The organism is Bradyrhizobium sp., assembly GCF_004799445.1.
Classification (GTDB): Bacteria; Pseudomonadota; Alphaproteobacteria; order Rhizobiales; family Xanthobacteraceae; genus Bradyrhizobium.
Window position 1 is genome coordinate 1 of the sequence record NZ_SSNA01000005.1, and the last position, 19,827, is coordinate 19,827.

The window sequence follows — 19,827 nt, forward strand, 5'->3', positions numbered from 1 at the left end:
GACTTGGCGATGTCTAAACCGATTGTCGTTATCATCTGCATGGCTCGCTCCTCTGAATCGTGGGAGCCTCAACAGCGCCCACATCCATGGCACCGATGTGCCGGTGGAGGAGCCGTCCACAGCATCAATACCGGAAGTGGGGCCCGCCGTACGGTTCGCGTGGTGGCTTCAGGTCTATCGCTCGCTTTGGCGAAGCTCGACTAAGTTAAATTGTGGACCACAAGATACGCCCCGAAAAAAAGCGAGCTCAGCACGAAAACTGACAGCATCGCTTTGCCGCCAACGCCTAACCAACCCGATTTTTCAACGCCGTACTTACGAGCCTGCCACGTGATCAACACGCCGCTGAGACAAAACAATATTAACGCCGACAAGCCGTCGATGACCGGCGCTGGTTTCAAATCGGGCTTGACGACCGTAAAAACGATTAGCAGAACGGTTGAGACAAAGATTGACCATCCTGCGATCAGCAATGCTTGGACGAAAGAGAGGCGCGGACTATATAGTTTAATAAACATTGCCGCGCATAACGCGAAGATCAGGACGAACCCACCGACCGAGAAAACCGCTATGATTGCTGGACTAGTAACCACAATTATACACCTTTTCTTGCGGCCCCAGTAAAGATCATGCCGGTGATGGTGACCGTGAGGCGTTGAATGCGCGGTTACACCACAAAAGAGAAAGCTAAGATAACCGCCAGTGCAGTGGCCGCGTTGGTCATTACAGGGTGGCTTGTCGTGCTTGCCCTCGCATTTCTTTCTGCGCGATAAAGAGGCCGCCTACTGAGGCGGGCTAATTGCCCCTGACGACCAGCACCCACGGCGAAGATGTTTCGTATTCAACTATGTACTGATCGACGTTATTGCACTTTGTGCATTCGAATGTTCGCAGATCGTAGCCTGGCTTGTCTGGCTCGATGCGAGCAAGCGTCATTTTCGCGCCGCACTTCGTGCATGGTGCTTCCATCAGGCGATCACGGAATAAGGTGGGGGCTCGGGGAGAAGCGGGCATGAATGCACTCCAGACTGGGTGGGGGCACAAGAGTCTTGTGCCTACAACCAGAAGTCCTCTCGTGAGGGTGCGAAGAATCAGCGCCTGAACAGAATGACCAAAAGGACGATCACGAGTATCAGGCTAAGGCCCCCGCCGTAGTAATGGAATGGAGGACCAGCATAGAAGCCACCACCACCGAAAAGGAGAATCAGAACAACAAAAAATAGAATCAGCCCCATCTTTTTGCTCCTATGGAATTGGAAGGCTCAGCGTCTTCCGAGGGACGTGGACATCAAAGCAAACCGAACTAATCATATTGAAAAATAGATGCTAGTTGAGACAGTGGAATTGATCTGAGTCAACGTGAGCGCCCGGCGAACACAATCATTTAAGAAGCTGCTCGATGTCAGGGGATGGGTCATCATGAGCTGACTAGGAGCTTCGTGTGCACCTAGTCCGCTTAGCGAAGAATTGTGGACGTGGCATCGGGCTTGATCCGAACGTGAACCTTGTGAAGACAGTTGGCGGCGCTTTATTGTCGTGGGCAAGCCGGATCAACTATCGCGGCGCTCGCGCTCGATTGCGGGGAGAGAATTAGAAATGTCCGCTCAACGATGCTATCCATCCGGGCCATTGACGCCCTGCCTCTCTAGCTCTTGATAGACCGCATCGCAACGCGGAGCTTCGTGCGCTTGTCCTTGATCGGGTAAACGACGGCCTGCATCTTCAGAGCGATTGGCGACGAGGCTTTCGGGTGGCTTTTCTTTTAGCGGCGTCAGTTGGCGGCCTCTGCGGACGATGTCGCATCCTGGCACTTTCCGGGACATGCCGCAGTAGTCGCCGAATGTCCGTTGTTGAGGGGATGAACGGACCTAGCTTTAACGCGCCCCGAGGTCCGAGTCTGACCCTCAGTGGCCTACTTTGAAATCAGCAGTGGCCTAGTTTGAATTGGCGAGTATCAAGGGATTACTGGGGCTCGGCAGCATATTCACTCGCACGGGATAGCCCTCGAAGGCAGTCTGTCCGAACTGAACCGTTTGAAAGAGCCCGGTGACCGTTTCGATTTTGCCGTCTTTCGCTAGGCCGGTGATCCTAACCGGGGTCTTGCCGCGGATATCCATCTGAACAAAATGCACGCCGATCTTCTCATTCGGACGATACGTTTGATGCAGATCAAGTTGAATTGTGTAGGAATTGCTATTTTTCGCTCGCCTACAGAGAAGACGGCGTGGAAAATCAGCCCCGCAATTAGTCAGTCTGTTGTAGAAATTGATATTTGGAAAAAGGGCGATCTTAAAATCGAACACCTGACGGTCTATCGCTCGGGTTGGATTATCGTTGACCAATTGCCGGATTTCAGCGGTTACAATCAAGACGAGGGTGTCAATATCTTTGAAGAATTTGAGTTCGAGGAGCATCAACTCCTGGATGGGTCCCAAGAAACTGCAGTTTTTCCAAAAGAGCTACCTTTAGAAGAATGCGATCGTCTTATGGCTCTTTCGGAGGCAGAGTTGGTGGACGAGGGTTGGACGATTGAATCAGCAACTCGTTTCAATGGACCTCTGTTAGTAGAACAAGTTTGAGCTCCTAACACTTACACACAGCCTTGGTGATCACCATGCGTTGGATGAACCGTCGCCACTTCTTGCAGGCCGCAGCCTCATTGCCGCTCGCCTCCGCGGCCGGCGGGCTCTTTACTCCTGCGCGTGCGCAGGCGACGCCGTTTGATCGCTCGATCGTCCGGCAATTGGCCCGCGATGCAGCCAGCAAGCCGTACAAGGCGCCCGATACCAACTTGCCGAACAATTTGAAGAACTTGGACTACGACCATTATCGGCAGATCCGGTTCCTGGCCGAACATGCGCTTTGGCGGGGCGAAAAACTGCCCTTCGAAGTGCAATTCTTCCATCGCGGATTCTTCTATGCGCCGCGCGTAGACATCTATGAAGTCGCAAATGGCCAGGCGACCAAAATTCCATATCGCCCAGACGAGTTTTCCTTCGGGAACAACCCGCTGCCCGATCCCCAGGCCGATTTGGGCTTTGCCGGTTTTCGGATTCACGCACCGATTAATAGGCCGGACTATTACGACGAGGTGTGCGTCTTCCTTGGTGCAAGTTATTTTCGCGCGGTCGCCAAAGGCGAAATATACGGCCTATCGGCGCGCGGATTGGCGATCAACACCGGTGAGGCCAAAGGCGAAGAATTTCCTTCGTTCAAGACTTTCTGGATCGAAAAGCCTGCGGTGAACGCCAATTCTATTGTCGTGCACGCCTTGCTTGACAGCGAAAGCACGACAGCAGCCTATCGCTTCACGATACGGCCTGGCGACATCACGGTGTTCGACGTCGAAATGGCAATTTATCCGCGTGTCGACCTCGATCACGCCGGCCTTGCGCCGATGACAAGCATGTTCTTCTTCGGGCCTAACGACCGGATCAATGTCGACGACTTCCGTCCCGCCGTGCATGATTCCGACGGGATGGGGATCTACAACGGTCGTGGCGAGGAGCTATGGCGTCCGCTCAGCAATCCCGGGGATCTGCAGATCAGTAGCTTTTCCGATCTCAATCCTCGCGGGTTCGGCCTGATGCAGAGGCAAAAGAATTTTCTCGAATATGAGGATATCGAGTCTGGTTTTGAGAGACGCCCAAGCCTGTGGGCTGAGCCGATCGGGGACTGGGGGGAGGGATCGGTTCAGCTGATCGAAATCCCGACCAAGGAAGAGATTCACGATAACGTCGCCGGCTTCTGGCTGCCGAAGAATCCGCTGCAGGCCAAGGGCGAGCATACCTACACTTATCGTCTGCATTGGGGACCAGATAACCCCAAGGCCACTTCCCTCGTTCGATTTGTCCGAACTGGCGTCGGCGCCCGGGGCGAAGGCATCAAAATATTCGTTCTCGATCTGACCGGCGACCGGCTGAAGTCGATAGATCCCAAAACCATACATGGCAACGTTACCGCGGAAAAAGCCGAAATCAAAAACATCGTCATCCAGCCAAACCCGGCGATCGGGGGCTGGCGATTGAGCTTTGAGGCTTCCGTCAAAGAGAAGACGCCGATCGAACTTCGCGCATCCCTGATGCAGGGCAATGATGCCATATCGGAGGTGTGGGTTTATCGATGGACACCCTGAGACAGGATCCCGATCTCGAATTGCCTCGCCGCAGGCTGCACGGGCAATTTCTCCCGCCGGAATCGCCGTTGGCGATGTCCAAACAGCAATTGCGAGGGGCTCAGCCACGCAAGGGCGAAGGGAGACCTGCGCTGGCGCCGGTAGTAGGCTTTCGGCGTGCCTGCATCTTCGTGGGCACTGCGTTAATGACGTCCGCCGGTTGCTACGAAATGTACCAAGTGCTTCAGGTCGGCGGCGTTACGATCCTCGAATGGATGGTGCTCGTTCTATTCGCGCTGCTGTTCGCCTGGATTGCCTTCTCGTTCATGTCGGCGCTGGCCGGTTTTGCCGTGCTGCTGTTCCGGATAAAGGATCCGCTCGGTATCGATCCCGACGCGCCACTTCCGTTGATCGAAAGCCGAAATGCGATGCTGTTGCCCACCTATAACGAGGACCCTTATCAGATCATGGCCCGGCTTCAGGCGATGTGCGAATCGGTCGAGCAGAGAGGCTATGGTGCGAGCTTCGACTGGTTTGTGTTGAGCGATACAACCGACCCTTCCGTTTGGATTGCAGAAGAGAAATGCTTTCTGCGGCTCCGGGAGGACCTCGGGACCGGCAACGTTTTCTATCGTCATCGCCCCGAAAATACCGCCCGGAAATCCGGTAATATCGAAGACTGGATCAAGCGGTTCGGAGCCGCCTATGATCATATGATCGTGCTGGATGCCGACAGCCTGATGACCGAGGATACCATCGTGCGGCTCGTGTCCGCGATGGAGGCGCATCCAGGCGTCGCTCTGATCCAAACGTTACCTGTTGTCGTAAATGCGAAAACGCTGTTCGCCAGATTGCAGCAATTTTCCGGACGGCTGTATGGTCCGCTGATCGCTGCAGGCATTGCCTGGTGGCATGGCACCGAAGGCAATTATTGGGGCCACAACGCCATCATTCGACTGCGCGCGTTTGCGCAGGACGCCGGCCTTCCCGACCTGAAGGGCAGCAAACCCTTTGGTGGGCATATTCTCAGTCACGATTTTGTGGAAGCCGCGCTAATGCGGCGAGGAGGGTGGGCGATCAGGATGGCGCCTGCTTTGGGAGGCAGCTTCGAGGAGTGCCCGCCGTCGCTTTTGGATTTCGCCGCCCGCGACCGCCGCTGGTGCCAGGGCAACCTTCAACATCTCGCGGTGCTGCCAGCGCGCGGGCTGCATTGGGTATCGCGGCTTCATCTGCTTATGGGGATTGGCTCATATCTCACGGCACCGCTCTGGCTTTTATTTCTGGTTTTCGGAATCCTGATCTCGTTGCAGGCGAAATTCGTCCGGCCGGAATATTTCCCGAAGGGCTTTTCCCTGTTTCCAAAATGGCCGGCGCAGGATCCAATCCTCGCGGCATGGGTCTTTGTCGGCACGATGGGTCTTCTGATCGTGCCCAAAATACTCGCCTTCATTCTGCTCGGAACGCAAACCCGAAACCGGAAGCTATTCGGCGGAAGCCTGCTGGTTTTTGCGGGCCTCATCATCGAAACACTTTTGTCAGGGTTGATTGCACCCGTGATGATGGTCTTCCAATCGGTCGCGGTCGGGGAAATCCTGTTGGGACGCGACGCCGGTTGGCAGGTTCAGCGCCGAGACGATGGCGAACTGCCTCGCGATGAACTGATGCGCAAATACGCCCTGCCGACCTTTTTCGGCGTAGCGATGGCCGGCAGCGCCTACGCGGTATCTGCGTCTTTGCTGCTCTGGATGGCACCGGTCATTATCGGACTGCTGCTTTGCGTTCCGATTGCGATACTGTCGGCAAGGGTTTCCAACCATAATTCCAGATTGTTCTGCACCCCGGAGCAATCCGCTCCCCCTCTGGTCCTAGTTCGTGCAAACGAACTGGCAAACGTCTCCAATGAAGTTCGGTCGTCTCCGCTACTCGAACTCCACGATGATCGCCAATTGCTGGAAAACCATCTCTCGAACTTGCCCGGTGACAAACGTCGCGAGCGCGGCCAGATCGACCCACATCTGGCGATTGCGCGGGCGAAGATCGAGGACGCGGAGACATTCGACGAGGCGCTGGGTTATCTGACGGCGCGCGAGACATTCGCGGTTCTCAACTCGCCAACGATACTGCGGGCCGTGTGCGCTATGCCGCGCGGTAACGGGTGAGGGAAGCTCAAGCGGCTCCAACCATGTGTGGGTGCTTGCCCGGACCACCGGGATTCCTCCTCCACCCCGCCCTCCGCGTCGCTCTATGTGAGCGTATCATTTTAACCGGCTGAGCAGTCTGGCTCTCCCAAGAACGTACGTACTCGCGACCGACTGCTCCTGGCGCGAAGCGGTCATCGACCGACTTGAACAAAATTGTATCGACCGCTTCGCTCAGAATATTGCTTGGCCCAGCACAGCGACCTCGTGCAGCACGCGATCGAACTAGCGTTAGGTCAGCATGGATGCTTCCCGGATGCGGTTGCGAGAACGCTGCCGCCACAAAAGGGCAAATACCTGCTGCTTATTGCTGGATGACTGTATGCCTGTGAAGCGGCGCTGGACCCCTTTCGGCGTCCATCCATGACCCCAGCACCGCCAGCTCGCCGCCCTGCTGCAGTGAAAAGCTTACGCCGTGCAGGCTATGGCTGTCGCCATAAAACGTATGCACATTCGTCAGACTGAGTGCGTCAGGCGCCAAGGTACAACTCGCGCGTTCGCTCGTCTGCGATCACGGCATCGCGCTGGCCGTCGACGATGACGCGACCGTAATTCAACAGCGTCACGGTCTCGGCAAGGTCGAGCGCGGTATCCATGTCATGTTCGATCATGATGACGGTGGTTTCCCTCGGGATCGAGGCGATCAGCGACTTGACCTGGGACCGCTCGGTATTGGAGAGGCCCGCCAGCGGTTCATCGAGCAGCAGCACGCGCGGCTTTTGCGCCAGCGCCATCGCCAGCTCAACCCGGCGTTTCTCGCCATAGGCGATATCGGACACCGGATGTTGAGCCAGATGCAGAAGTCCGACGGCATCGAGGGTCCTGCGGGCCTCGGTCGCGATATCGCCGTAAAACGACAATGGCCGCCACATCTGCCAGCGCGAGGAGCGCAAACCGAGCAGGCCGAGCGTGACGTTGTGCTCGAGCGTATCGCCTGAAAACAGCGTAATGATCTGGTAGGTTCGCGACAGTCCCAAATGCGCGCGTTTGTAGGGTGCAAATAGCGTAACGTCGGTGCCGAACAGCTTGACCTGTCCTGAAGTCGGCCGCATGTCGCCGCTGATCTGGTTGAACAGCGTGGTCTTGCCGGCGCCGTTCGGACCGATGATCAGACGGCGCTCGCCCGGCCTTATCGCGAGAGATACATTTTGCGTGACCGTAAGGCCGTCGAACGCCTTGTTCAGGTTGACGACCTCAAGGGCATAGTCGCATGCGAGCGGGGTCATCGCGGTCCCCTGCGCAGCGCCGTCGCCAGCTTGCTTAAGCCAGGAACGATACCTGTCGGCATCACCAGAACGATGAACAGCAACACCAGCCCCAGTAGCATGTTCCAGCGCTCGATATACGCCGAGGATCACTATTCTGGGCAAAGACGAGATTGGGTGCCGCCATGCTGGCGATGCCTGCGTCGGCAACGCCTGAGACAAATTGTCGTCGCGATATCGTCATTAGACCCTCCCTTGCACGCTGCAACTCAACATCAGCGTCTGTTTTTTTGATTTGAGTGATTTATCGGACGGAAGCTGTAAATGATCAAGTGATAACTACGCCGCCAACCTGACTGCCGAGTTTGTGGGAAGCCGCGGGCGGCGGGACCGCCCGAAATCCACAGAAGCCTTTGGTGCAGTGCGGTTATCAAAAGCGCGCGTGTCTTCGGGCTCCGGTCATTGCAATCTCAGATTGATTGATTTGAAGACGCCCCTATTCCCGCTTCCGAGTACCGGATTTGGGATCGGTGACGATGGTTTTCTTCAAAACCTCGAACACCGCCGCGATTTCCTGGACGCCAAGCCCCATCGCTTCCGTGTCGGCGGGCTGCGTCAGCGTAAACAGCGGGGTCGGGCAGCCCGTTCCACCGGCACGACGAGGAAGTGGCATGATTGAGCTGGCACGGAACGCTTTAATTTGATTGGGCTCCGCCTCGGTCCGTGAATGAGCAACGTAGATAATTCAAGGCAGCGACGGCGTGCTTATCCGCTTGAGAAAATCGGTGGGCACATCGCCGGCGCGTTGCGAATGACGCGCAAACCTGAAACGAAAGATAACAGACGCACCGTCGCCGTGCGCCTTGACAAAGTGATCAAATGATCATTAACGTGAGCCGGGAAACGCACTTCCGGTTAGAGCCGGGTCTTATGAGAGGGTCGACTAATGGCAAACTTCGGCGCGGTTGGAATGGATTGGCAACAGCGCATCAACTGGGACAGGATGCGAACATATCGGCTGGAGCGGGCCCGCGAACGGATGAAAGCTCATGGCCTCGGGGCCATGCTGCTGATGTATGACGAAAACATTCGTTACGTCACCGCCACTCTCACGCCCGGCTGGTGCAAACTCAAGCCCGGCCTGCGCTACGCGCTGTTGTGCGGCGATGATGCGCCTGTGATGTTCGAACAGGGCGACGTCGGCTTCCAACTCGAACGTCACAGCCCCTGGATTCCGAAGGAAAACGTCAAGCACGCGTTCCCCTGGATCAAAGGCGCCGCCGGCCCCGCCTCCATCATGCAGGTGACCAAGTTCACCAAGGGCATCAAGGAGCAGATGAAAAAGAGCAACGTTTCCGGAATGAAACTCGGCGTTGACTTCGTCGACATCAACATGGTTCAGGTCTTCAAGGACGAAGGCATCGAATGGGTCGACGGCATGACCCCGATGATGGAAGCGCGCGCGATCAAGAACGTCGACGAGCAGGAATGCATGCGAATGGTCGGCGCCATCGGCGACGCGGCGCATTGGGAATGCATGAAATTTCTCCGGCCCGGCTTGACCGAAAATCAGGTCACCGCGCACATCATGGAATTTCTCTACAACATCCCGGGCATCGAGGACGTCGAGGACGTCATCGTCTCGTCCGGCCCCAATACCTGGCCGAACTGGCGCAATTTCTCCGATCGCATCATCAAGCCCGGAGATATCGTCTTCATCGATTTGGCCGCGCTGACCTGGAACGGTTACAAGTCCTGTTACTACCGCACCTATTGCGTCGGCCGGGAGCCGACCCAGGAGCAGAAGGACGTCTATGCGACAGCCCTCAAGTGGCTGTACGACGCCATCGAGACGGTGAAGGTGGGCGTTACCACCCGCGACATCGCTTCCAAATGGCCATCCGCCATGGAGACATGGGGCTACGAGGACGAAGATCAGGCCGCCGCGAATTTGTGGGGTCACGGCCTCGGTCTCGCGCAGTACGACACGCCGGTTATTTCGCGCATCTGGTCACTTGATTTCCCGGTCGAGATCCGGCCCGGGATGGTGTTCGCGCTCGAAACCCAGCACGGCAAGAAATTCGAGTGGGGTGTACGGATCGAGGAAATGCTGATCGTCCATGAGGATCGGATCGAGCTCATTTCGGGTTTCCCGGTCGAACAAATTACCGTGGTCGACCCGGTGCCGGGCTACTCCAAGTTTCTGAAATAGCAACGTCACCAATAGCCAGTGTCCCGGGTCGCCACGCGTGATCCGGGACAGTGGGCCGGGAGCGCGATACCTTCGTTCGCTGCTAGTCTTCTTCTGGCAGAGCGAACAGAAGTGTGAAAGATGTCTATGGAACAGTTTATTTTTCCGACGACGGATCTGGCCGCATTGGATGTCGATCGGGTTGGGCCGAAGGCCGGCAACCTGGCAGCGCTCGGTCGCGCCGGTTTACCTATTCCCGATGGATTTTGCATCGACTCAGGTGCTTACCGTCGCCAACTGGCATCGTTCGGATTGGGTGCGGTGCCGCGCGGCGGCGATAGCGATGAAGAAATCATGGCGGCGCGCCGGCACGCCATCGAAACCAGACTGGCGCTGTTGTCGCGGCCGATTATTTCCGAGATTTTCGAGCCACTGATGGCGGCGCGGCAGGCGATTATCGAGCGGTCGGGCGGAGCGCCTCTTGCCGTTCGCTCCTCCTCGCTCGTCGAAGACAGGTTCGGATCGAGTTTTGCCGGCCAGTTCGAGAGTTACCTCGGTCTCGACAACGAAGAGGATTTTCTGACCGCTGTGCGAGCCTGCTGGGCGGCGCTCTGGGCGCCGCGCGTGCTGCGTTACATGCAGAATCACGGCGCGAGCCCGGCGGACACCGCGATGGGCGTCCTGGTTCAGCCGCTTGTGGCCGCGCGCGTTTCCGGCGGTGGCCTGAGCCAGACTGGCGACGGCGATATGCTGATAAACGCGACATGGGGGCTTGGCACGGCCATCGCTCAAGGTGAGGTTGTGCCCGATCGCTACGTGCTGACTGCCGGCGGACAGATGTCGAGCAGCGAAGCCGGAAGAAAGAATCGCAGCGACGGCTGCCAGCATCACAAGCTTCGCTACCGGTCCGTGGAAACCAGGCCGCTGCGGGGCGATGTCGTCTCCGAGATGTGCCTGACAGACGCGCAGGTCATCGAACTGGGCGGTTATCTGCGCAAGGCCGCGGATCTGATGGGGGCGCCGGTCGAAATCGAGTGGGCGCTCGGCGATAGCGGAATCAGGCTGCTTCAGTCCCGCCCGCTCCACATCGGGCCTGCTCAGGTACCTGATGAGATCTGGCTGCGTCACCCGAAACTCAATGGCCAGCCCGCCGGCATCGGTTGGGGGACCGGCCGGGCTTGTGTCGTCAGTTGCGAATGCGAATTGTCGCGCGTCGGTCCGGGCGACATTCTCGTGACCAAGGTCGCTGGGCCGGCGCTGAGCCGCATTCTTCCGCGTGTCGCCGGCGTTGTCGCCGAACTCGGCGGCAGTACGTCGCATCTGGCCTCGCTGGCGCGCGAACGCGGCATCCCGATGGTGCTCGGCGTGCACAATGCCACCCAGCGCATACCCAATGGCAAGCATACCGCCGTCGACGGCGTCGCCGGCATCGTGCGTTGGATGAACTGATGCGTCCGCGCATTTTCATCACCCAACCCGTTGCGCGAACCGCGATCGAACGTCTGGCTGATGTCGCCGAAGTCGACCTGAACTCCGATCCCTTGCGCATTATGGACAACGATGCGCTTTGTGCGGCGGCCGCGAACAACGACATCCTGTTCTGTCTTCTTCACGACAAGGTCGATCACAGGGTAATCGCCGCCAATCCTAACCTTCGCGCCATTGCGTCGATGAAGATCACTCCCTCCGACATCGACGTCGGCGCAGCGACCGCGCGCCATATTCCGGTCACCGTCATCCCGGCGATGGTTACCGAAGCGACCGCCGACATCAACTGGGCGCTGCTGCTGGCGGTGGCCCGCCGCGTCGTCGAAGGCGATCGTCTGGTGCGCCAAGGAATCTTCCCGGGCGCCCAGTCGTCGTATCTCGAAGCCGCGATGGTGTACGGAAAAACCATTGGTCTGGTCGGCGGCGGCGGACGCATTGGTCGCGCGGTGGCGCGGCGGGCCCGCGGATTCGGAATGCGAGTTCTCTATTGGGGGCCGCGCCGGCTTGCCGAAGCCGACGAGCAAGAATCCGGTCTTAGCTATGTCGGTCTCGATCAACTTCTCGCCGATGCCGATTTCGTATCCTTGCATTCCCCGCTTCGGCCGGAAACCGTCCACCAGATCGGCGCCCGGGAATTGGGCCTGATGAAGCCGACGGCGTTCCTCATCAACACCTCGAGGGGCGGGATCGTGGACGAGGCTGCGCTCGTTGAAGCGCTCGCCGAGCGGCGCCTAGCCGGCGCGGGGCTCGACGTGTTTGAGAACGAACCGCGCGCCACGCCTGCATTGCTAAAAATGCCCAACACCGTTTTGACACCCCACCTCGGCAGCGCCGTCGTCTCGCTTCGGGAATCGATGGCGCATGTCGTGGTGGACAACATAATGGCGATCCTGAAGGACCAGCGTCCGCCCAATTGCTGGAATTCGGAAATCTACGCTACGGCCTAGACGCATTGCCCGACACGACAGCCTAAGCGGTCGATCCAACGCGGGTCCTACAGTCGCTCCTTAGCTTGAAAAGAGGAAAAAATGAGTGTAGCGGCCAAAGTAGTCATCACCGACTATGTCTGGGAATCCCTGGATGTTGAGCGCAAAATTCTCGATGGCTTGGCGTGCCTGACGCCCCTGCAGACGAAAACGCCTGAGGAATTCGTGGTGCAGGCGGCTGATTGCGACGCTCTGCTAAACACCTATGCGGGGCCGATCTCAAGCGAGGTGATCGCGAAGATGCCGAAGTGCAAGATCATCGCGCGCTATGGTATCGGCGTAGACACTATCGACCTCGAAGCGGCGACGGCTGCGGGAATCATCGTCACGAATAATCCGAGCTATTGCATCGAGGAAGTCGCCGAAGATGCGTTGGCGTTGCTGCTCGCCTGTGCCCGCAAAATTGTTGTCTTCGACAGGCTGGTTCGTAACGGCCGCTGGGAGCTTCCGCCGGGCAAGCCCATCTTCCGCATGTCCGGCAGCACGCTCGGTCTCGTAGGCTTCGGCAACATTGCGAGACTGGTCGCGACGAGGGCGGCGGCCTTCGGCATGCGCGTGCTTTATTTCGACCCCTTCATCAAGCAGGGACAGTTTGACGTGCCCGGAACGAAAGTGGAATTCGACGAGCTGCTCCGCGAGGCGGATTACGTTTCGCTGCATCCTCCGCTGACGGCGAATACCCGCAAGATGATGGATGATGCCGCGTTTTCGAAGATGAAAAAGACGGCATTCCTCATCAATTGCGCGCGCGGTCCCGTCGTGGACAGCGAGGCGCTGATCAGGGCGCTCGATGCGAAATCGATCGCCGGCTGCGCGCTCGACACCACCGATCCCGAGCCTCTGCCAAACCCCCATCCTCTGCGCGGCCGCGACAACGTGATCATCAACCCACACGCCGCTTGGTACAGCGAACAAGCGATGGCGGGACTACGGGCCGGCGCACCGAACGAGGTTCGGCGCGTGCTGTCAGGCGAATGGCCGGTAAACGTGGTCAATCCGACGGTAAGAGGCAAAACCCGCGCAGGACTGTGATAGCTTCAGCTCCTCGCCAATTGCGAGGCTAGTTTGAAGCTGTTTCTTTTCGGGAGATCGGCGTGGCTCTTAGCCGCCTGATCGAGCGGGACGCCGCCGCGGTTCAAGTGTTTCAGGCTCTCGATAAAACCTTCGACGAGGACTTCGATCACCGAATTGATCTTGCTGGGAATCTTTGTTTTATAGACCCATTTGCGCATGCTGATATAAAAAATAGAGGCATGCAGCGACCAGACCAGCTCAAGCTCAAGCTCTCTTTTATCTTTATCCCGATCGATTGACGTCGGGCTCGGAAAAGCGTGATGGAATTCTGTTATGACAGTTGTAAAGATGCTGTCGTGCAGCAATTTGAATAATCGGTCGTTTATCCCTTCCTGCTTCAGCCCGGCGAAAATCAGAATGCGCACCCAGTCGTTCCTGAGCACGTTCTGCGCATAATCCAAGTAGTATTTTTTCAGGCGAGCCTCGAATGGCACGTCTCTATTACGCAAATCAGATTCCCAAAGCGGGTTCCATCGCGCGAGGTATACTTCTTCATAAACTTGATCGAGTAATAATTCCTTCTTGGGAAAGTAACGATAAACGAGCGATTGTGCTACGCCGATCTCGCGAGCTAGATCCCGCGTGCTGCCCTCGAAGCCATTCTTGGCAAAATACTCGATCGCTTTTTCGACGATCATTCTCTTGCGCTCGCCCGAATCCATTCGCGGTGCGCGGACCCTGCGGGCAGCCGTTTTTTTCTTGGCCGCAGCATTTTGCGAAGTCACTAAGCGCAATTCCCGTGTCCTTGCGTTGAGATGGCAGACCGATATCAAGTCGCGCGATAAATTTCCAGCCGCCGGATGGCAGGAAGGCCGCGTAACTTCGGTCGAAGCATCGAAGTGCTCGTATTTATCAAATGACCACTATATCGTGTCTCAATCGATAAAGCGACGAAAATAGCGGCGCCCTGCATGCCACAAAATGTTGGCGTCGTCGGGTTGGGCGTCATGGCGGCGCTATCAGCCGATCAAGCCCCGCGTGATGGCGGTCTCGATTCATCCGTACATCGCCGGCGTTCCGCGTCCTGGCCGCTCCCTCGAGGAGTTGTTTGAATTGGTCGCGGTCGTGAGACCGCTCCTCAACGGAGGGCGGAAAAGCGGTTGATTGTTCCCTGGCACGGTGAATGTGGAAATTCCTTACTGAATTGCCGCTTGCATTAACATCCGGAGTCCGATAGTGATCAAACGATCAATAAAAGCACGACGCCGTCCGCCGCTCGGATTCCGCGAGACGTTCAATTGGAAGTTGTGTGTCTCATTCCGAATGAATTCACCCGGTTTCAACGAGGTGAAAAAAAGATGAATGGAGGAGACAATGAAAAAGCTATTCGCTTTGGCTGCGGCGCTCATAATTTGTGGCGTCTTGGGTCAGTCCGCCGTTCGCGCGGACGAGCCGACCAAAATCAAGGTGGGAATTCTGCTGCCGCTGACCGGAACCTTTGCCGCAGTTGCCGAAACCCAGAGGGACGGCGCGCTGCTGGCGGTCGAGACCATCAACAGGAAGGGCGGCCTCAGCATGCCCTGGGGCAAGGTTCAGGTCGAAGGCGTCGTCGAGGACGATGAAGCGAAATTGGACGTAGGCGTTCGACGTTACCGGTACCTGGCGTCCGAAGGCGTCAAAGGCGTCGGCGGACAAACCTGGGCGCCGCTGGCGTATGCCATCAACTCCGTGGTCGCCAAAGATCCGATGCCGTATTTCCCGACATGCGTCATGTCGAAAGACGCATACATGAAGGGCAAGCTCGCGGGGTCGACATTCTCGACCGCATACAGCCCCTGGACGGTTGGATATATGGCCGGCAAGGCCGCCATCAAGGACCTCGGCAAGAAGCGCATCTTCTTTCTGGCCCGCACCGATAGCTGGGGCTGGGATATGAGGGACGGCGTCACCGCCGCAGCCAAGGAACTCGGCGCCGAAATCGTCGGCTATGACGAGGTTTCGCTCGGAACAGGCGATTACACGGCCACCTTGCAGAAGGTCCGCGCGGCAAAACCGGATGTTTTCATCGGGTCCCAATTCGGCGGCGACGCCGTAGCTCTGCTGAAGCAGGTACAGCAAATGGGACTCAACAAGGAAATGACCATTTTCAGCGCGTTCATGACGAACGTGGTTGCTAAAGGCGTTTCCCCGGAAGCGCTCGATGGCGTCTATGCGATGCACTACTTCTACTACGACCTGACCGGCTTTGCCGACCAGGACGTGGTGAAGAGCGCCAAGGAATTCACCGATCTCTACCGCGCGAAATACGGCGTGCCGCCGGATTCATATGCGGTGATCGCCTATACCGCCTACATGGAAATGTTTCGCGGCTTCGAGGCGGCCAAGTCCTTCGACCCTGCAAAAGTGACGTCGGCGCTGATGGCGAACAATGGCGAATTCAGCACGGTCAAGGGACCCTCCAGATGGCGCGAAGATCATGTCGCCGAATATAAGTACGCGGCCTTCCTGGTGAAGGGAAAATCGCCTTCTGAGCGAAGAGACGAATGGGATCTCTTTGCCGTCAAGGGCTCCCTTGGTGCGCAAAACGGTGAATCAGTTCTGCCCTCGCTAAAATCGCTCGGCTACTGAAGCCCGATACGTTCCAATGAACTCGAGACGTCCCGATGAAGATGGCATCGGTTCGTCGGGACGCATCATGAGACAAGGCGACCCGATTGTGAATTCAGATCCGCGTCCTGTCATTCTGAGAGCCGAGGGCGTAACCAAACGCTTTGGACCTGTCGTTGCTGTCGACCGGGTCGATTATCAGCTTCGCCAACACGAGGTCGCGGGAATTCTCGGATCGAACGGCGCGGGTAAAACGAGTTTCTTTAATCTCCTGACGGGCTATTACTTTCCGACCGAGGGAAAGATTTTCTACAAAGGGCAGGATATCACCAATTTGACGCCGCAACAGCGGGTGTCGTTGGGAATGATGCGCACCTTCCAGCTGACTTCGACGTTCGACAATCTCAGCGTAACGGACAATCTGGTACTATCGTTCTTCAGAGCGCATCGAAATTCGTCGCTGCTGAATCTCTTCTTCAGCACGCGCAAGAGATATCGCGACGACGAAAATATTCACGCCGCTTTGGATCAATTCAATCTCCGAGCCCTATCAGACAGGTTGGTCACGCATCTCAGCCTTGGTGAAAAGCGCCGAATGGAAATCGCCATGGCGGTTATTGCAAAACCCGAGGTTCTGCTGCTCGACGAACCCCTGGCAGGCCTCGCAGAGCCTGAAATAAAAGGGGTTCTCGATGTCCTGCGCAAGCAGGTCGGCAAACAGACGATCTTGATCGTCGAGCACAAGATCTCGCATGTAAAGGATTTCCTGGAGCGACTGATCGTGATGCACGAAGGCAGGATCATTGCCGACGGCGGTTACGAGGAGTGTCTGCGACATCCGGAAGTGCGCAAGAGCTATTGGCAAATCGATACGCCAGAGGAAGACGACGACCAGGACATCCTCCATGACCACTAACGCCGGCGCAACGACCAGCAATCAGGAGATACTGAAGGTTACGGGCTTGAGCGCCTCGTATGGCGAAGCGAAGGTACTGTTCGACATAGAAGTGAGCGTCAAGCCGGGACAAATCGTTGCCTGCGTTGGTCGCAACGGCGCCGGCAAAACGTCTCTTCTGCGAAGCATCTCCGGCTTTCTGAATCCGACCGCCGGCTCGGTCTTTGCAAATAACAAGAATCTCGTTGGTATGAAACCGTACGACATCGCCAAATTTGGCGTCAGATATGTCCCGCAGGACAAAAAAGTTTTCTACGACCTGACCGTTCGGGAAAATCTCGAATTGGCAAGCTACGCCACGAATGATCACAATTGGGACCGGGTGTTCGAATATTTCCCGAAACTGAAACAACATATGGATCGCAAGGCCGGCTTCATGAGCGGCGGCGAACGCCAGATGCTTATGATCGGCCGCGCGACATTGGGCAGCCCGAAGGTTCTGCTGATCGACGAGCCGACCGAGGGACTCGCGCCGGGCATCGTGACCCATCTGCGGAACGTCTTCAAGGAACTCGCAAAGAAGACCGCCCTGTTGATTATTGAGCAAAACCTACCCTTGGTCTGCGCTATCGCCGATAGGGTCTATGCGATCAGGGACGGGCGTGTGGTCGCCGAATTCTCCGATAAGGACTCGATAACGTTTGATGCTTGTGAGCAATACCTATGAGTGCCGCATAACCAGATGGGGAACGTATTCGTATGTTAGACACGTTCGCGTGGTGGCGAGGAATAGCGCTGATGATCGCCTTGTTGTGCGGGTTGTCGCTCGTATTGCCGCTGCCCTTTATGAACGAGGTGGTGATTTTCACAATCTACGTGGTCGGCTGCAATTTTATGATCGGCCGCCTCGGTTACATTTCATTCGGTCAGCCGGCCTATCTGGCGATCGGGGCGTATTCCACGGCGTTCTATCTCTTCTACTTCGGCTCCAATCCACTTGTCGGCATTTTGTTCGGCGTCCTTGGCGGGCTGATCGGGTCCCTTCTCATCGGCCCGTTCTTCGTCCGGCTGCGCAGCGACTATTTCGCCATGGTCAATCTCGCGCTTGCGGTGGTGGTTTTTTATCTGACTGAGAAAGTTCTAGTCTCCATCACGCAGGGCGATAACGGGCTGTGGTTTATGACGCAGATGACCTCGACGCCAGTGCTCGATCTGACCATTCCGGCCCAGTTTTTGGCATTTGGGATCATCGTTACGGCTTTTGTTTTCGCGTTTTACAAATATCTTGACGGCACGATTTACGGTTCTTGTTGTCTCGCGACCAAGCTGAATGAAGATAAGCTGCAATTTATCGGTTATAGCAATTTCAGCATTCGTTTTCTCGGATTTGTCATCGCCAATACTACGACCGCTTTGGCGGGAGCGATGTATGCGGTCTACCTTGGTTTTGTGAGTCCGGAAATGGGCAGTCCGTCGCGGGCCGCCGATCCGATCATCGTCACGCTGCTCGGTGGGGTGGGGACGCTCTTTGGACCAGTTGTCGGCGCCATCGCCTACACCGGCATGAAAGACGTAATCAGCAAACTGATCGGCAACTGGGAATTGTTCATCGGATTCTTGCTGGTGTTCATCATGCTGGTCGCCGACAAGGGAATTTGGGGCACATTGGAGCCCATCCTGACGCGAGTCGTTTCTCCAAGAAGCCGCAATACGGATAAATGAGAGGCGATAAGAACCCATGATTGACGCTCAGCTGTTGATTTCCGGGGTGATATTCGGCCTGAGTCTGGGCAGCATCTACTTCCTGCTGGCCATCGGGCTCTCGTTATGCTTCGGCCTGATGCGGATCATTAGTCTGGATCAGCTGCTCTATTATTCGTTCGGGGCCTATATGGCCTATACCGTAGGTCTCGCCACAGGCAGTTTTTGGTGTGGCGTGGCGGCTGGGACGGCCGTCGCTGGACTGATGAGTTTCATTGTCGAACGGTTTATTTTTTTGCGGATCTACGCGCGCGATCCCACGTTCAGCATGATCACGTCGTTCGGACTATTGATCGGCGGGATAGGCATAATCAAGTTCTTCTGGGGCGTCGTGCCGCGTCCGGTTGAAGCTCCCACATTGATCCAAGCCAACATTTTCGGAACGGCGGTTCCCGTCTACCGCCTGATCGTCATCGGCTTTGCGATGGGCGTTTACGCCGGCATCTGGCTGTTTTTACACCGAACGATCGTTGGCAAAGCGATTCGGGCCGCTATCGAAAGTGTGGAGCATGTGGAAGGGCTGGGCATCAATGTATCGCGCCTGTTCACAATCACATTCGTCATCGCGGGCGCGCTGTCTGGTTTAGGTGGAGGCTTGCATGCGCCGTTGATCATGGTGGACCCGATGATGGGGCTCGAGACGATGGCGTTCGTCTTCATGATCGTCATCATCGGCGGCCTAGGAAGCATCAAGGGCACACTGATCTCAGCGCTCATTGTCGGGCAGGTGGTCTCGCTGGGCTCGATCATCTACGCGCCCATGGCACAAATGGCTCCGTTCGTCATGATGCTGCTGGTGCTGCTTATAAGACCGACCGGCCTGTACGGTAGCCCTTTGTATAAACGATAGGGCTTCGTGAGGAAAACTGACCGACCAAAGGTACGCTTAGCGACGTTTCAAAAAAGCTGCTCGCTGTGTCGCCTCGAGGCGCGCACGCAGTCCGTGCCCGAACGGCATCAGTCTCGGCTCTCACGGCCGGAAAACCTCACGGAGCATCGACTGATTGGGTTGAACACGGCAACGCTGGAGATCGCGACAGTTTGGATTGACGACGCTTATTGAGCCGCGTTCGCAAATTCCGCCCAAACCAAACGGGCCTATTTTGATGCACACCATAACGTTGAGCATGATGTTTTGGCTTCCGCCGATGCTGAAGCTGATTTTGACCGCTTTCACCGTCGTTGCCGCTTCGACCGCCGTTGAGCGCGCAGGGCCCGTAATCGGTGCCTTGGTGGTAACGTTGCCGGTGACAATGTGGCCCTGTGTGTACCGAAAACCTTATTCGAGTTGATGCCGTGATGGAATCACCTAAGCTGGCCGAATGATCGGTTTGCTCTGTTTCGTTCTGGCCGTCCTGGCCTCGCCAT

At 56.8% G+C, this 19,827-nt stretch carries 17 protein-coding genes; 12 read left to right on the forward strand and 5 right to left on the reverse strand.

The features are described from left to right. Positions 1-200: 200 nt before the first annotated feature. The gene (locus tag E8A46_RS00255; protein ID WP_291555975.1) at positions 201-518 is read right to left on the reverse strand and encodes a hypothetical protein; all 318 of its coding nucleotides are present in this window, start codon (positions 516-518) and stop codon (positions 201-203) included. A gap of 1,416 nt (positions 519-1,934) precedes the next feature. Next, positions 1,935-2,132, reverse strand: a complete 198-nt coding sequence (locus E8A46_RS00260) for a hypothetical protein (RefSeq protein ID WP_291555976.1) — start codon at positions 2,130-2,132, stop codon at positions 1,935-1,937. A gap of 30 nt (positions 2,133-2,162) precedes the next feature. Between E8A46_RS00260 and E8A46_RS00265 the strand changes: the two genes are divergently transcribed. The 3 genes from E8A46_RS00265 to mdoH are packed head-to-tail and all read left to right on the forward strand — an operon-like array spanning position 2,163 to position 6,273. Beyond that, positions 2,163-2,579 (forward strand): hypothetical protein, encoded by a 417-nt coding sequence (locus E8A46_RS00265; protein ID WP_291555978.1) that lies wholly within the window; start codon positions 2,163-2,165, stop codon positions 2,577-2,579. Between the two features lie 44 nt (positions 2,580-2,623). Continuing rightward, positions 2,624-4,135, forward strand: coding sequence for a glucan biosynthesis protein G (locus E8A46_RS00270; protein WP_291556002.1), 1,512 nt, complete (start codon positions 2,624-2,626; stop codon positions 4,133-4,135). Further along, positions 4,123-6,273 carry a glucans biosynthesis glucosyltransferase MdoH gene (gene mdoH / locus E8A46_RS00275; RefSeq protein ID WP_291555980.1) on the forward strand — a complete coding sequence of 717 codons (2,151 nt, stop codon included), beginning with the start codon at positions 4,123-4,125 and terminating at the stop codon, positions 6,271-6,273. Before E8A46_RS00270 ends, mdoH begins: the two co-directional genes overlap by 13 nt. Before the next feature lie 509 nt (positions 6,274-6,782). Here mdoH and E8A46_RS00280 read toward each other — a convergent pair. Then, positions 6,783-7,538, reverse strand: coding sequence for an ABC transporter ATP-binding protein (locus tag E8A46_RS00280; RefSeq protein ID WP_291555982.1), 756 nt, complete (start codon positions 7,536-7,538; stop codon positions 6,783-6,785). 475 nt (positions 7,539-8,013) lie between these two features. Continuing rightward, complete coding sequence (locus tag E8A46_RS00285; protein ID WP_291555984.1) at positions 8,014-8,190, reverse strand: hypothetical protein; 177 nt, start codon at positions 8,188-8,190, stop codon at positions 8,014-8,016. Positions 8,191-8,463: 273 nt separating this feature from the next. On the opposite strand from E8A46_RS00285, the gene E8A46_RS00290 reads away from it, so the two are divergent. The 4 genes from E8A46_RS00290 (at position 8,464) to E8A46_RS00305 (ending at position 13,214) form a co-directional block, all read left to right on the forward strand. Next, positions 8,464-9,729, forward strand: a complete 1,266-nt coding sequence (locus tag E8A46_RS00290) for a Xaa-Pro peptidase family protein (RefSeq protein ID WP_291555985.1) — start codon at positions 8,464-8,466, stop codon at positions 9,727-9,729. Positions 9,730-9,849: 120 nt separating this feature from the next. Continuing rightward, positions 9,850-11,157 carry a PEP/pyruvate-binding domain-containing protein gene (locus E8A46_RS00295; protein ID WP_291555987.1) on the forward strand — a complete coding sequence of 436 codons (1,308 nt, stop codon included), beginning with the start codon at positions 9,850-9,852 and terminating at the stop codon, positions 11,155-11,157. Further along, positions 11,157-12,143: a D-glycerate dehydrogenase gene (locus tag E8A46_RS00300; protein WP_291555988.1), complete on the forward strand. Its 987-nt coding sequence runs from the start codon at positions 11,157-11,159 to the stop codon at positions 12,141-12,143. Before E8A46_RS00295 ends, E8A46_RS00300 begins: the two co-directional genes overlap by 1 nt. Before the next feature lie 81 nt (positions 12,144-12,224). Next, positions 12,225-13,214, forward strand: a complete 990-nt coding sequence (locus tag E8A46_RS00305; protein WP_291555990.1) for a C-terminal binding protein — start codon at positions 12,225-12,227, stop codon at positions 13,212-13,214. A gap of 5 nt (positions 13,215-13,219) precedes the next feature. Here E8A46_RS00305 and E8A46_RS00310 read toward each other — a convergent pair whose 3' ends face one another. Further along, positions 13,220-13,981, reverse strand: coding sequence for a TetR/AcrR family transcriptional regulator (locus tag E8A46_RS00310; protein WP_291556004.1), 762 nt, complete (start codon positions 13,979-13,981; stop codon positions 13,220-13,222). 589 nt (positions 13,982-14,570) lie between these two features. On the opposite strand from E8A46_RS00310, the gene E8A46_RS00315 reads away from it, so the two are divergent. The 5 genes from E8A46_RS00315 (at position 14,571) to E8A46_RS00335 (ending at position 19,309) form a co-directional block, all read left to right on the forward strand. Next, positions 14,571-15,824, forward strand: coding sequence for an ABC transporter substrate-binding protein (locus E8A46_RS00315; protein ID WP_291555992.1), 1,254 nt, complete (start codon positions 14,571-14,573; stop codon positions 15,822-15,824). A gap of 67 nt (positions 15,825-15,891) precedes the next feature. Then, positions 15,892-16,719 (forward strand): ATP-binding cassette domain-containing protein, encoded by an 828-nt coding sequence (locus tag E8A46_RS00320; protein ID WP_291555994.1) that lies wholly within the window; start codon positions 15,892-15,894, stop codon positions 16,717-16,719. Further along, positions 16,709-17,425 (forward strand): ABC transporter ATP-binding protein, encoded by a 717-nt coding sequence (locus tag E8A46_RS00325; RefSeq protein ID WP_291555996.1) that lies wholly within the window; start codon positions 16,709-16,711, stop codon positions 17,423-17,425. Before E8A46_RS00320 ends, E8A46_RS00325 begins: the two co-directional genes overlap by 11 nt. Before the next feature lie 71 nt (positions 17,426-17,496). Next, positions 17,497-18,420 carry a branched-chain amino acid ABC transporter permease gene (locus tag E8A46_RS00330; protein ID WP_291555998.1) on the forward strand — a complete coding sequence of 308 codons (924 nt, stop codon included), beginning with the start codon at positions 17,497-17,499 and terminating at the stop codon, positions 18,418-18,420. Positions 18,421-18,436: 16 nt separating this feature from the next. Next, positions 18,437-19,309 carry a branched-chain amino acid ABC transporter permease gene (locus tag E8A46_RS00335; protein ID WP_291556000.1) on the forward strand — a complete coding sequence of 291 codons (873 nt, stop codon included), beginning with the start codon at positions 18,437-18,439 and terminating at the stop codon, positions 19,307-19,309. Positions 19,310-19,827: the final 518 nt, after the last annotated feature.

What these genes read in the sequence shown, in the direction of transcription:
- E8A46_RS00255 (WP_291555975.1), bottom strand. Translation starts at nt 518, where the DNA reads ATGTTTATTAAACTATATAGTCCGCGCCTCTCTTTCGTCCAAGCATTG.
- E8A46_RS00265 (WP_291555978.1), top strand. Translation starts at nt 2,163, where the DNA reads ATGCAGATCAAGTTGAATTGTGTAGGAATTGCTATTTTTCGCTCGCCT.
- E8A46_RS00270 (WP_291556002.1), top strand. Translation starts at nt 2,624, where the DNA reads ATGAACCGTCGCCACTTCTTGCAGGCCGCAGCCTCATTGCCGCTCGCC.
- mdoH (WP_291555980.1), top strand. Translation starts at nt 4,123, where the DNA reads ATGGACACCCTGAGACAGGATCCCGATCTCGAATTGCCTCGCCGCAGG.
- E8A46_RS00280 (WP_291555982.1), bottom strand. Translation starts at nt 7,538, where the DNA reads ATGACCCCGCTCGCATGCGACTATGCCCTTGAGGTCGTCAACCTGAAC.
- E8A46_RS00285 (WP_291555984.1), bottom strand. Translation starts at nt 8,190, where the DNA reads ATGCCACTTCCTCGTCGTGCCGGTGGAACGGGCTGCCCGACCCCGCTG.
- E8A46_RS00290 (WP_291555985.1), top strand. Translation starts at nt 8,464, where the DNA reads ATGGCAAACTTCGGCGCGGTTGGAATGGATTGGCAACAGCGCATCAAC.
- E8A46_RS00295 (WP_291555987.1), top strand. Translation starts at nt 9,850, where the DNA reads ATGTCTATGGAACAGTTTATTTTTCCGACGACGGATCTGGCCGCATTG.
- E8A46_RS00300 (WP_291555988.1), top strand. Translation starts at nt 11,157, where the DNA reads ATGCGTCCGCGCATTTTCATCACCCAACCCGTTGCGCGAACCGCGATC.
- E8A46_RS00305 (WP_291555990.1), top strand. Translation starts at nt 12,225, where the DNA reads ATGAGTGTAGCGGCCAAAGTAGTCATCACCGACTATGTCTGGGAATCC.
- E8A46_RS00315 (WP_291555992.1), top strand. Translation starts at nt 14,571, where the DNA reads ATGAAAAAGCTATTCGCTTTGGCTGCGGCGCTCATAATTTGTGGCGTC.
- E8A46_RS00320 (WP_291555994.1), top strand. Translation starts at nt 15,892, where the DNA reads ATGAGACAAGGCGACCCGATTGTGAATTCAGATCCGCGTCCTGTCATT.
- E8A46_RS00325 (WP_291555996.1), top strand. Translation starts at nt 16,709, where the DNA reads ATGACCACTAACGCCGGCGCAACGACCAGCAATCAGGAGATACTGAAG.
- E8A46_RS00330 (WP_291555998.1), top strand. Translation starts at nt 17,497, where the DNA reads ATGATCGCCTTGTTGTGCGGGTTGTCGCTCGTATTGCCGCTGCCCTTT.
- E8A46_RS00335 (WP_291556000.1), top strand. Translation starts at nt 18,437, where the DNA reads ATGATTGACGCTCAGCTGTTGATTTCCGGGGTGATATTCGGCCTGAGT.